Annotated in this window: 10 protein-coding genes; 5 read left to right on the top strand and 5 right to left on the bottom strand. The window is 46.8% G+C overall.

Translation table 11 applies throughout. The annotated features are described in order from the left end of the window. Window positions 1-141: 141 nt before the first annotated feature. The 4 genes from Pan54_RS01700 to Pan54_RS01685 all read right to left on the bottom strand — a co-directional run bounded on the left by Pan54_RS01700 (window position 142) and on the right by Pan54_RS01685 (window position 6,564). Window positions 142-1,014, bottom strand: coding sequence for a DUF1559 domain-containing protein (locus Pan54_RS01700; protein WP_146501850.1), 873 nt, complete (start codon window positions 1,012-1,014; stop codon window positions 142-144). A gap of 150 nt (window positions 1,015-1,164) precedes the next feature. Continuing rightward, window positions 1,165-3,000, bottom strand: coding sequence for a gamma-glutamyltransferase (gene ggt / locus Pan54_RS01695; RefSeq protein WP_146501849.1), 1,836 nt, complete (start codon window positions 2,998-3,000; stop codon window positions 1,165-1,167). A gap of 42 nt (window positions 3,001-3,042) precedes the next feature. Continuing rightward, complete coding sequence (locus tag Pan54_RS01690; protein WP_146501848.1) at window positions 3,043-4,833, bottom strand: Na+/H+ antiporter NhaC family protein; 1,791 nt, start codon at window positions 4,831-4,833, stop codon at window positions 3,043-3,045. Between the two features lie 351 nt (window positions 4,834-5,184). After that, a complete protein-coding gene (locus Pan54_RS01685; protein WP_146501847.1) occupies window positions 5,185-6,564 on the bottom strand; it encodes a sigma-54-dependent transcriptional regulator in 1,380 nt (459 codons plus the stop codon). Between the two features lie 104 nt (window positions 6,565-6,668). Between Pan54_RS01685 and Pan54_RS01680 the strand changes: the two genes are divergently transcribed. From Pan54_RS01680 to Pan54_RS01660, 5 genes are all read left to right on the top strand, one after another. Continuing rightward, window positions 6,669-7,118 carry a VOC family protein gene (locus Pan54_RS01680; protein ID WP_207310019.1) on the top strand — a complete coding sequence of 150 codons (450 nt, stop codon included), beginning with the start codon at window positions 6,669-6,671 and terminating at the stop codon, window positions 7,116-7,118. Between the two features lie 73 nt (window positions 7,119-7,191). Beyond that, complete coding sequence (locus Pan54_RS01675; RefSeq protein WP_146501846.1) at window positions 7,192-7,662, top strand: hypothetical protein; 471 nt, start codon at window positions 7,192-7,194, stop codon at window positions 7,660-7,662. Between the two features lie 84 nt (window positions 7,663-7,746). Next, window positions 7,747-8,859 carry a DUF1611 domain-containing protein gene (locus Pan54_RS01670; protein WP_146501845.1) on the top strand — a complete coding sequence of 371 codons (1,113 nt, stop codon included), beginning with the start codon at window positions 7,747-7,749 and terminating at the stop codon, window positions 8,857-8,859. Further along, on the top strand, window positions 8,859-9,887 hold the full coding sequence (locus Pan54_RS01665) for a dipeptide epimerase (protein WP_146501843.1): 1,029 nt from the start codon (window positions 8,859-8,861) through the stop codon (window positions 9,885-9,887). Before Pan54_RS01670 ends, Pan54_RS01665 begins: the two co-directional genes overlap by 1 nt. Window positions 9,888-9,997: 110 nt before the next feature. Beyond that, window positions 9,998-11,908, top strand: coding sequence for a hypothetical protein (locus tag Pan54_RS01660; RefSeq protein WP_146501842.1), 1,911 nt, complete (start codon window positions 9,998-10,000; stop codon window positions 11,906-11,908). Window positions 11,909-11,951: 43 nt separating this feature from the next. Here Pan54_RS01660 and Pan54_RS01655 read toward each other — a convergent pair whose 3' ends face one another. Then, window positions 11,952-12,359, bottom strand: a complete 408-nt coding sequence (locus Pan54_RS01655) for a hypothetical protein (protein ID WP_146501841.1) — start codon at window positions 12,357-12,359, stop codon at window positions 11,952-11,954. Window positions 12,360-12,533: the final 174 nt, after the last annotated feature.

The raw sequence follows: 12,533 nt of genomic DNA, 5'->3' as shown, positions 1-12,533 counted from the left end.
AGATCGCGCTCCTCATTTATGAAATCAGCTATAAGAGGATTTAACAGCGAATACACCACAAAGTGACGTTAACTTTTCTGCTAACGTCACTGGGGGATAATGTCTATTCTATGAGTCTGGATGATACCAGACTTGCAATCCTTAAAATTCTCCGACAACTTCTCCATCATTTCGGGAGGAGAGGCGTTCGAGGGTTTCTCCATCAATATTTTCGCTGAGGAATTTCACGGCTCCATCTCCGAGAACAAATTGTACTCCTCCCGCATGACGGCTGCTAAATGTCCATGCCGAATCGCCATTCAGGTGATAGTCGAGGCTGTTGTACATGCAGCGCATGACTCCGGCATAGCCAGCATTATAAGTTACGCCGACCCATTGTCCCCCCAACCAGGGTTTTTCGGGAGCTTTGTCGACAAAGGCTCTCTCACCAATCATCAAAGTATTGGTAAGACCGTCAGTAACATCACGAAAGCGAATACTGCTGATCTGAAATAACATCCCACCATAATCTCCAATGTCGTCTGAATTGGATCGGAATCCTCCAGCGGAATCCGCTCCCTGCACTGCAATATAGTTGGACATTCCTTGATCATTACGTTCCGGATTCAGATTCGGTCCAACATCGGAAGGGCAACGAAAGGGACTGAGAACCGTTTGTGTTTCAGAAGTGGGATCCCGTGGAATTCTTGAAAAGCTGACGTCCATTTTGTCATATAAGTTCGTCTCTTCAATCTGAGGTAAAATGAGAGCCCCCCAGCCCCAACCACGATTGAAATAATCGGGATCGCGATAGTAAGCAGCAGGCAATGTGCCATGCGTGTCATGATAATTATGTAATGCCAAACCAATTTGTTTCAAATTATTCTTACAACTCGACCGACGTGCTGCTTCACGTGCCTGTTGAACTGCGGGAAGTAACAATGCAACCAGTATAGCGATTATCGCGATAACAACCAGTAGTTCGATAAGAGTGAAACCCTTCTGAGAATTTCCAGGTTTGAGATGTGACTTCACAGATAGATCCTTGTATAAAAAACAGATAAAATGACCACATCGGCGCTCTGGGCATTAATGTACCTTACGGAATTACTTACAAGAGTAGTCAACTTGCTTCAATAATGAACTGCTGACAGTAGGTCTAATGCTCACCAGTGAGCGCTAATATTATTGAGAGTCATTTGTGACAGGTGTGACAGGCTTATCGTTAGACTGAACTTTTTGTGGAACCGCGACCGCCTTTCCTCCGCGTCTCCAGTCGGCTACTCCTATGGCAATGCCCGATGCTGGATCATATTCAATTCCATGGGCCGACCCCTGCAGCCAGCCTTTAGGGCGGCTGATGGTATGTCCTCTATCAATTAATGATCTTGTTAATCGAGTCAGTTGCTCCTGGTCGTCGGACTCGAATTTGATTTCATCGGGAAACCATTGATGATGAAAACGCGGCCCATCAATCGCTTCGCTCAAGGGACGCTCAAAAAGTAGTGTTTGAACCAGAATTTCAGTGACAGTATTGATAATCGTTCTGCCGCCCGGGCTGCCTATCACCAGAGCAACGCCTCCATCGTTTTTCACAATCATCGGTGATTGCGAACTTAGCATTCTTTTTCCCGGGCTCATCAAGTTCGGCTTTGTTCCAATTCTTCCTTGCTGATTTGTATATCCTGGAATCCAGTTGAAATCGCCCATCTCATTGTTCAGAACAAATCCAGTCCCTTTGGGGGCAATTCTGCAGCCAAAAGTTCCTTCCAATGTATAGGTATTACTGACAGCCATCCCATTGCGATCTATGATCGAAAAGTGCGTGGTCTCCAGGCTTTCTTCTGGAAGGTTACTGATGGGAATCTCACCAGCGACCTCGATACTGGAAGTCGCTTGATTTCGCGAGATTTTTTCAGCCTGTTTTTGAGCATATTGATTGGAGAACATAAACTCCGGGATGCTGCTGAAATCGGGATCTGCTAGGTAAGCCGCTCGATCTCTGAAAGCTCTTTTTGAGATTTCCGCTAACAGATGGACCTGATCGACATTCCAGTAATTATCAGGATCCACTTCCAGTCCAACCGCTTCGGCCATCCTCATTTGCAGGAGAACCGTGATCCCTCCAGAACTTGGCGGGTAAGCACCGTAAAGTGTATAACCATTGACTTGACCAGAGACCGCAGGCCGAATGTTCGCTTTGTAATTCTTTAGATCTTCAGCTGTAATCAAGCCTCCCTGCTCTTCCATTTCGGCGACTATTTTCTTTGCGATGCTACCGGTATAAAACGCATCGGCTCCATGTTCAGCAATGATTTCCAGCGTGTTGGCTAAATCCGGTTGTTTGAACAAATCGCCTGTCTGCCAAAGTTCTCCAATCGCTTTTCCGTAGAGCCTGCGAAATTCTGCAAATCGCTTTTCATTTTTAATCGAGGAAAGCGTGAGAACTCGATTGAGCGAATAAGCCAGATATTCATCGACAACGATCCCCTCACGAGCGATACGAATCGAATGTTTCACGAGCTGATCCCAAGGCAGACTTCCATATTTTTTATGGGCCAGTTCCAGACCTCTTAATGTGCCCGGAACTCCTGCCATTCGTGCGTGGTGACGCTCTTGCCATTTTTCAAAACTGTGTTCATCGACACATGCAGGAGCAGTTTCTCGATATTCGACACAAACGACTTCTTCGTTCGGAGGCGCAACCATCATGAATCCTCCGCCACTGATGTTTCCGGCTTCAGGCCAGGTGACAGCCAGCGCAAAAGCAACTGCCACCGCTGCGTCGACGGCATTACCTCCCTGAGCCAGGATATCCGCTCCAATCTGTGAAGCGATGTCGGTATCTGAAACGACAATTCCTGAATGACTCTCTGCGATATCAACAGGTGCTCGTTCGGGACGCACAATATCCTCTGCAGAAGAGGGCAGTGGAATCAGTGTCACCAGAATTAGAACACAACAACAGATACGTGATAAATGACGAGAAGTTGAATTGGCTCGAAAGTTATATTGATTCATCTTTTCTGCCCGCGATAACGTTGTGAGTAAATAATAAGATTCTCAGTTGCAAGTCAGTGCCAGAAGTGTCCAACCCAAAACGGCAACACCAGCTGCCAGAGATGCAGGCACAATTTGTGTGAGCACGTGATCCATCAAGTCAGTTCCTGTCGTCAATGCACTGATAATCGTCGTATCAGATATTGGCGAACACTGGTCGCCAAAAACACTACCGTTAAGTACACATGCAAAATTGATCATTAAGTACAGTTTCTCGTCAGCCAGTTGTTGCGTGGAGGCAATCGCCATTGCCAGGGGCATCGTTAGTGGGAAGGCAATCGCATATGTCCCCCAACTCGTTCCTGTGGAAAACGCGATCATAATTGTAATTGCAAATAGTGTGCCAGGGAGCAACCAATAGGGAATCGATCCCCCCAGGCACTCCACCAGATATAAGCCTCCTCCTGCCGTCTGCGTGATATTTCCCATCGTAACTGCCAGGACCAGAATCAGAGAAAACATGACGACTCCCTGCAGTCCTTCACCAATGCCCTTTACGATATCCTGCAGAGTCATCCCCCGAATGTAAGCTGTGATTGCAGAAATCAATAAAGCCAGACCAAAGGCCCAGCGAACCTGAGGTGTTCCTGTCCAGAAAAAGCTTCCCATCGCAACGGCAATCAAAGAAAGAATTGGAACGACAAACTCTGCCGCATGCGATTGGTAATGATTCTGCATTTGTGACGAGACTGTTTTAGACTCGAAGGTCAGCTGCCGATTTATACGGCTCAATTGCCCTGTCGTTCGCGCACGGTCAATCGCTTTACGAAAACGTTTTCCTAAAAATGGGGCCACGTCAAAACTAAGTAGCAGTGTCCCCAAAATCGCAGCCATTGCATAAAAACTAAGAGGCAAAGCGGCAAAGTAAAAATTGATTCGATCTGATTCCGTCATCAGGTAGGTAACACCGGGGATGAATATCAATGACTGAACATAAGCTGGCCAGGCATTGAAAGGGACCAGACAGGCAATGGGAGATGCAGTCGAGTCTATGATATAAGAGAGCTCTTCATGGCTGACCCGATGTTGATCGGAAATCGGTTTGACCGTTGTTCCTACAATAACCGTGCTAATAGTTCCCCCTTGAAAGAAGACAATCCCTAATGCCCAGGCAACAAATTTGGCAGAACGTGGGCCGCGGACAAAGTGACGCGTCACCGTCTCGGCAAAAGCGACAGCGGCTCCTGTCCGGGTCCAGATTCCCATCAATCCCCCGAGCAGCCATAAATATAAGAGGATGATGCCAGCAGTTTGATTGGTGGCCATTGAAGGTAACAGAATATTTTCCGTCAAATCATACTGTTGCATCACCAAAGCCCCACAAGCGATACCCATCAACAAAGCCGCCAGGGGTTCTCGGCAATACCAGCATAAAGCGATTGCCACCATCGCAGGGAGTAATGACCAGAAACCAAAATGCTTACTGGCAATCAATTGAGAATAATTGATCGAGCCATCTTCATTCTTCTCAAGGATTAAGACTTCATTCTGCACTGGCAAAGAAGCGTCTTGTTGATAGCGTTCCAGGTCAGCCGGAGTTAAACCGGAATCCTGATAACTCACCGCTGATTCCGGACTCTCAAGCATTTCCGGAGTTACCGTAAACTGATGAACAATCCACGTTGGCTGAATCAACATTCCGACAATTGCGGAAACCATCAAAAGAAGAACAACAGGAACCAATCTCAGTACACGTTCCCATTTCATTGAACTATTCGTCTTCTTCTGTAAGACAGATTCATCGATATCATTTTCGGCAGAGTGATGGCCCAGGCCCTTAATGAATTCAGTCAATCAATAATTCCTTAACACACGATGATCAGTCAGATTATTTTCAGGTGAAGATAAAAAAGTAAGTATTCCTGAAAACATTTCATTGATGAGCAATTCAAACCCTTGCAATCACGATGCCAACTGAGATCTCTTGACTGTTCTCCCCGATATCAGTGACATTATTCGGACGGGCAACAGACCTGCATCAACCTCTACTTCAGGATTACGATTTGGGCAAGCAAGAAAACAAGCCGCTACCTTGTTGACGATATGACAACATGTTGACATAGATGTTGTCATAATGACAACAGGGAGCGGTTATTCTGAATTGAAAGCCAGTGAGGACATTTCCAAATCATCTCAGTAGGAAATTTAAGTATTAGCATTCTGATGGGAGCTCGATGTTAACCCATGCTTTTTGACCAGTCGATAAAATTGGGCACGATCCATTTCAGCGATCCGGGCTCCCTCAGCCAGATTCCCTTGAACCTGCATGATGAGCCTTCCGAGATACTCTTTTTCAAACTGATCCCGAGCCGTGCGGAATGGGATACTTTCAGCGACAAAAGGAGACGTCTGTGTCTCAGTTGTTCCTTTATCAATGATTCGCTGAGGTAAATCGACCACTCCAATTTTCTCTCCAGCTTTCATGATCGCTAATTGCTCAGCCATGTTTTGCAATTCTCGAATGTTTCCAGGCCAGGAGTAACGCGTCAAAATGGAGAGTGCCTCCGGCATGATGATGGGGGGTTTTTGGCTTGGGGCGACGAATTTCTCCATGAAATGCTGAATCAGTATCGAGATATCTCCAGGTCGTTCTCGCAGTGGTGGAAGTTCAATACAGATGACATTCAATCGATAAAACAAGTCGGCTCGGAACCGACCCAGTTCAACTTCTTTGATCAGGTCGCGATTGGTCGCCGAAACTAATCGTGCCTGACTGACCTGGTCTTTATTCCCTCCCACCCGACAGAATTTTCCACTGTCCAATACGTGCAGTAATTTTGATTGCAAATCAAAACTGAGCTCACCAATTTCATCCAGAAAGATCGTTCCCTTGCCGGCGGCTTCAAAACGTCCGATACGACGTTTCGAGGCTCCAGTGAAGGCTCCTTCCTCATGGCCGAACAGTTCACTCTCCAGTAGATTCGCAGGGATTGCCGCGCAGTTAACTTCGACAAAAGGCTCTTTTTTCCGCCGACTCTGATCATGAATCGCATGAGCGAGCACCTGCTTTCCAGCTCCGGTTTCTCCGAGAATTAAAACCCGACTCTCAGTTGAGGCGATAGTTTTCACCTTCTCAAAGACGGAATTCATCGACGGATCTGCCGAAATCATTCGAGCCAGTATGCGTGGGCCGTCCGATTCCTGAGGCAGATTTTGCTTCAGAACTCGTTTCACTCTGGCAATAAGTTCCGCTTCAGCGACAGGCTTTGTGAGATAATCGGCCACTCCGAGCCTGGCTGCTTCAATAGCCGATTGTTCGGTTCCATATCCGGTCACCATGATGATGGGAACACGAGAGCCAGCCCCTCGAATTCGTTGAATGATTTCAAAGCCGTTAAGTTCTGCGATTACCAATCCCGTGATGACTAAAGCAAACTCTCCCCGAGCAATTCGAGGAATAGCTGCATGGGGGCTGAGCATCGCTTCCGCATCCAAATCGACTGATCGCAGGATGGTCACCATCTCTTCACAGAGATTCGGCAAGTCATCGATAAACAGGATTTTCTGTTGAGATAAGGACGACATTAAGAACTTTCAAAAGGTTTCATCAAGACACGAGCGTCCTTCGGTACAATTATTGCATAGCGGTCTTGATATTAAAACCACACTCAATGTAAAGAAATCCAGTTATGAAACAGAGTTTAGCAGAGACAACTTCCGCACTCATGCCATTCCATCTCGCGGTACAAGTTCACGATATCGCAGAAGCTCGAAAATTTTATGGGAGCTTACTCGGTTGCCCGGAAGGCCGCAGTGCAGAAACATGGGTCGATTTCGATTTCTTCGGCCATCAATTTGTCTGTCATCTGAATCCAGATTTAAAAGCTGCGGCATTGCATCACAACCCGGTTGATGGACACGCAGTGCCGGTTCCTCATTATGGAGTTGTACTAACATTAGACCGCTGGAGTGAGCTGGCTGACAAACTTCAAACTGCTGGCGTGCAGTTTGTGATTGAACCCTATATTCGCTTTGAAGGTCAGCCTGGAGAACAGGGAACCATGTTCTTTTACGACCCTTCTGGTAATGCGCTGGAATTCAAAGGTTTCCGAGACATGAATTCGCTTTTCGCAACTTGATGTCTGGGGCAGCAAACATCATTTCCTCCTGTGAGCAGTCTATATTATCAAAGTTAACGAATTGTCATCCCTCATGATTTCCAAAGACTCTAAGGATTTTTTTCCACTCTGCATGAACGGGTTCTGTTTAATTTCACTCGTTCCCTTTTTGGCAGGCTGTGATTCCTCTGCTGCACAACAGGGAGAACTTGTCGAAGTCACCGGCAAGGTATTGTGTCAGGGGGAACCACTCTCATCTGGAGTTGTTCGTTTTGAACCGATCCCTCTGAAAAGCGAGTCTGCAGTGGCTCAAGGAATTCTCAAAGAAGATGGCCTGTTTTCGCTGCGAACATCTGAAGAACCAGGAGCCTTCGCGGGCAAATATCGTGTTCTGTTGACGACTGCCAACGAACGAACTCCAGGAATGATCACAGAAGGTTCTCCCAATTCCTGCAAGCTGGGAGACACCGGGCAGACCGTTCAGGTGAATTTCGGCTCCAACAATTATTTTGAAATCCACGCAGCCGATCAACAGGGATTTCACGATCCTGTTGCAGGTGAGTAAATTGTCGATCCAATACGCCGCTTATTTTCTTTCTCGCAATCTCTGCCAACTTTTTTCATCCATCTTGTATTCAAAGGTATGATAATGCCAGCTCAACAAATAAGCGTTGCAGATCCACCAATCAGCAATCCGGAGCAATCGCAACTGATCTCGCGAATTAACGGCTATCACCGGATCGTCATTTTGACGGAAGCACACACGAACTATCAATATGCGAAAACGGCAATCGCACTCCTTCGCTACAGGACTGCCGATGTCGTAGCCGTACTCGATTCCACCCAGGTTGGACGTCAGGTTAAAGATTTAATCGGCCAGGGAGATGGCATTCCAATCGTTTCTTCTATGAAGGAACTCGATGATGTCGATGCCCTCTTTGTCGGAATTTCCCCCAGTGGAGGCCGACTCCCCGCGGCAATGCAGGCTGCGATTCGTGAAGCAATTGAAGCTGGAATCGATGTCGTTTCCGGATTACACGATTTTCTCAGTGAAGATGTTGAGCTGAAACAGCTTGCAGAAGAATCAGGCTCTACGATTATCGATGTGCGGAAAAACAACTGCCGTGAAGTCGCTCGACATGCGACCTTCAATCCTCAGTGTCTGCGAATTCATACCGTCGGTCATGACTGCTCAGTCGGCAAGATGATCGCCTCCAAAGAAATCGAGCTTGAATTAATCCGACGCGGTATCGATGCCAGGTTTCTGGCAACAGGTCAGACAGGCATCATGATTGCCGGAAACGGCATCCCGATCGACTGTACCGTTTCTGACTTCCTCAATGGATCTGCAGAGCAACTCGTACTCGACCATCAACACCATGAAATCGTCCTGATTGAAGGACAGGGTTGTATCACTCATCCAGCTTATTCTGGAGTGACTCTTGGTTTGCTGCATGGATCAGCCCCTCATGGTTTGATTTTATGTTACGAAGCTGGCCGAGAAACAGTAAAAAACCTGGACCACGTCCCCATCCCCTCACTGAAACAATTTGTCAGTCTGTATGAAACAATCGCATCCGCCCGGCATCCCTCTAAAATTATCGGAATTGCCATGAATGGGAGAAGACTAACACCTGAAGAAGGTGAGTTAGAAAAGCAGAAAGTTTCCGCAGAGCTGGGTTTGCCAGTCTGCGATGTTTTTCGCGATGGAGCTGCCGTCCTTGCTGATGCGATTCTGGAATTTCAAAAAGAAGCCGTTTAATGAAGTTATTGATTCACATTTTAGATCTCCCACTTAAAATCCCATTTACGATTTCAAGAGGATCCTTCTCTGTTCAAAAAACAGTGATTGTCGAATTGCATCAGGCTGGTCACATTGGATATGGAGAAGCGACTCAACATGCCTATTACCAGCATTCTCAAGAATCAATCGTAACTTCTCTTGAAAAAGTACGGCCATTCCTGGAATCATGCCATCTGGAATCTCCCGAAGAGCTTTGGCAGGAATTATCCCACCACTCAAAGGGCGATACATTCGCTCTGTCTGCGCTCGATCAAGCTACCCATGATCTTGCGGGAAAAATTGCACAACGTTCAGTTTACGAGCAGCACGGGTTGGCCTGGCAGAATATTCCTGCATCGAGCGTCACTCTTTCCATCAGTTCCATTCCTCAAATGATTGAACAACTCTCTCTTTATCAGAACTGGCCAGTGATCAAAATCAAACTGGGTACGGGCAACGATCTTGAGATCGTTAAAGTCCTACGGGATCACACGAATGCAGTATTCCGAGTCGATGCCAACTGCGCGTGGACGGTTTCTCAGACAATTCAAATGTCCGAGCGATTCAACGAATTGGGAGTGGAATTTATTGAGCAACCACTTCCCGCTCATTCGCCAGTCAAGGATCATGAAACAGTTTTTCGCGAATCAGCCTTACCTATCATTGCAGATGAAAGTTGCGTTCTTGAAGAAGATGTCGTGCATTGTTCCAGACACTTTCATGGCATCAATATCAAACTCTGCAAATGCGGTGGACTGACTCCAGCATTTCGCATGTTAAAAAAAGCCAAAGAGTTAAGTTTACTCACAATGGCAGGCTGCATGATTGAATCCAACGTAGCCATTTCCGCAGCTGCACAGTTATTGCCTTTGCTCGATTACGCAGATCTCGATGGCGATGTGTTGTTAGCAGAGAACCCCGCGACTGGAGTGGAGCTAAAGGAAGGTCATTTTTCACCTTCAAAGGAATTTGGTTGCGGAACTCGTCTTACTGAACAAATTGCATAACTTTTTATTGGGCATCCAAAGTCCAGCTTAATTATTTACGGAACATCAAAGTCATGAACTTCAGAATCTCTTACACAGCTATTAATCCATTTCTTTTAGCACTGATACTCATGCTTTCTACCTGCACTTCTCAGGCATGCACGACTGTTGTTATCTCTGGTCGAGCAACAATTGATGGTCGGCCCCTGCTCTGGAAAAACAGAGACACATGGCAAAATCAAAATGAGGTTGTTCATGACTCATCTGGAAAGTATACCTTCGTAGGGATAACGAATGCCGAGGCCAGCGAACGTATTTATATGGGAACCAACACTGCCGGATTGTGTATTGAAAATTCTGTGAGTCGAGATTTGGTAGGCAAGGCGACCAATGGGCCGACGAACGGCGAGTTTATCAAGTATGTCCTGCAAAATTTCTCAACTGTGAATCAGGTTAAAGAGTATCTTGAACAGACAGATAAAACCGGCCGCAAAACACGAGCCAACTTCGGAGTGATTGATGCAAAAGGTGGAGCCGCGATTTTTGAAGCAGGACCTTCATCTTATCGCATGTTTGACGCGAACAATCCCCATGATGCTCCCCAAGGCTTTATCGTGCGGGCGAATTTCAGCGAAACCAGTCGAGAGTCGCTCCCGGAAACCAAACAGAATTTGGAAACGATTTACTCGGGAATTCGCTACCAACGTGCCTTTGATCTGTGCCAAAGTCAGCTGAACGACTCTGGCCTGAACGCAGAGTACTTGCTACAGCGAATTGCACGCGATGTAGCCGATTGTCCATCCTGTTGTTTCGGGGAAAGAGTTGAAGGGAATAATCCGCTAAGCAAGGAATCGGTTCGCACCAGTTCCACTCTGAATCGATCCATGACTGTTTCCTCTGTTGTCTTCCAGGGAGTTCTACCCGAAGAAGCACCGGAGTTGACGACAATGTGGGCATTATTGGGCGAACCATTATTCACTATCGCCATTCCCTGCTGGGCTTCTCAGCACAAGGTCGCAAAAGAGTTAAATGGAGATGGATCAAGCTCACTTTGTGACTTATCCATCCGCATCCGATCTGCCTGTTACGAAGCTGATGATAAGCATCTTATAACAACCCATCTATCAAAACTGATACCGAAGTTGTTCTCAGTTGAACAGGAAATCTTTCATCAGACACAGGCTCGATTACATAAAAGCAGCCCTCAGCAACTCAAGCCCGAAGAATATGAGCAAGTACATCAGCAAGCCGTAGATAAAGCATTTTCTGTACTCACCACTCTCGCTCAAAAGACATCCCAATTCTCTGTACCAGTTTCATTAAAAAACAACGATCCGTCCCCAACTGCAGTAGACTTTAAGTTTGAAGAGAAAGAGGGGACGCGGTTAGCAGACACCGTGAATTCAGCCGGAGATGCAAAATGGGACGGAGGGATGACCGATTCGAATGTAAATGAAGGCTCTTTTCAAATCAATCGCAATTCAACAACACCTGTCACTCGATATGTGGAGCTGATTCCCAATATCCGTACCAAGGCGGATCGCGAAGGGAATCCCAAAGTACCCCGTGGCTGGCTAGTCATAGAAATTGCAGGCTGGAATTTCCGAGGTGCAACACCTAACGAAATGGTTCGCTTCGGTTTCAGCTCTCAACCTGAAAAAGATCTGCACTCTGCCGGTGTCGTCATTGAGCGAACAGCTGAGGAGACTGTCAGCATCAGTGGAATAGGATTTGGCGACGGAAGCTCCGAAATTGTCAGCTCTCAACTGTGGCCTGCAAAACTGGAAAAGCCACTCACCCTGGTCCTCGAATTCGACAAAGAAAAAGGGAATCCTGACGAGGGCGAGACAGGTGGTGAGTATCGCATCTATTTCCGAAAAGCTGGGGAATCAGGTTTCCAACAATTGGGAACCGCTGAAAAAATACGCCGCTTGCGAAACGGAAACGCAATCCACTTCCGGACGGCAGGCTTCTTTGCAGCCAAAGAGGAGTATTTCAAACTTGATCGTCTCTATTATACAACGATAAATCCTCTTCAATAAATTTATCATACCGGTAATTTATGGTTACCTTCGAGGCCAGGGCTTACGCACCGATTTTCATCGGGACTGCGAAGACTTTCAGTAAGTAATTTGGATTGAGAGCACAGTTCATTCGCTTATACTTTGCTCGCACGGGATGAGAGCTCACAAGTAATCGGGACTCCCAACTCTCCTTTCCCTTGATCGTTCGTGCAGAAATGATGATCGCCAGTGTTTTTAAATCACGCCACTTTTCACGCTGAGGATGATCTTTCGGGATCTCGACCACATGACAGAAGTGGTTCTCGATTCGACCGTGTCCCGCTGCGAAACTTGCAAACATATGATGCTTCATGTTCGTGAAATGACTCTCCTGGGCAGGCTCCATCAAAGCCTGCATGCCTTCGATGAGAGAAGACTGTTTTCCGTCAAACCAATGGTTTGCAATCATATAAGGAGAGGGGGCGGACAAAAGGATTCAGAGATGTCCAAGCTCTACCGGCACTTGCGAGCCGATGATGGCACCGTCATATGCAGCGACTGAACTTCGACACCGCTCCTGAACAGCCATCCCCCAACAATGGATGAGACCATCCCAGAAATCAACCTGACATGAAATGGTTTCATGCCGATTACCTTTTGACTT

The organism is Rubinisphaera italica, assembly GCF_007859715.1.
GTDB lineage: Bacteria > Planctomycetota > Planctomycetia > Planctomycetales > Planctomycetaceae > Rubinisphaera > Rubinisphaera italica.
This window is presented reverse-complemented; position numbering and strand designations above follow the sequence as displayed.

Coding starts and splice junctions, on each gene's coding strand:
- ggt (WP_146501849.1), bottom strand. CDS start 3,000: ATGAATCAATATAACTTTCGAGCCAATTCAACTTCTCGTCATTTATCA.
- Pan54_RS01685 (WP_146501847.1), bottom strand. CDS start 6,564: ATGTCGTCCTTATCTCAACAGAAAATCCTGTTTATCGATGACTTGCCG.
- Pan54_RS01680 (WP_207310019.1), top strand. CDS start 6,669: ATGAAACAGAGTTTAGCAGAGACAACTTCCGCACTCATGCCATTCCAT.
- Pan54_RS01675 (WP_146501846.1), top strand. CDS start 7,192: ATGATTTCCAAAGACTCTAAGGATTTTTTTCCACTCTGCATGAACGGG.
- Pan54_RS01670 (WP_146501845.1), top strand. CDS start 7,747: ATGCCAGCTCAACAAATAAGCGTTGCAGATCCACCAATCAGCAATCCG.
- Pan54_RS01665 (WP_146501843.1), top strand. CDS start 8,859: ATGAAGTTATTGATTCACATTTTAGATCTCCCACTTAAAATCCCATTT.
- Pan54_RS01660 (WP_146501842.1), top strand. CDS start 9,998: ATGCTTTCTACCTGCACTTCTCAGGCATGCACGACTGTTGTTATCTCT.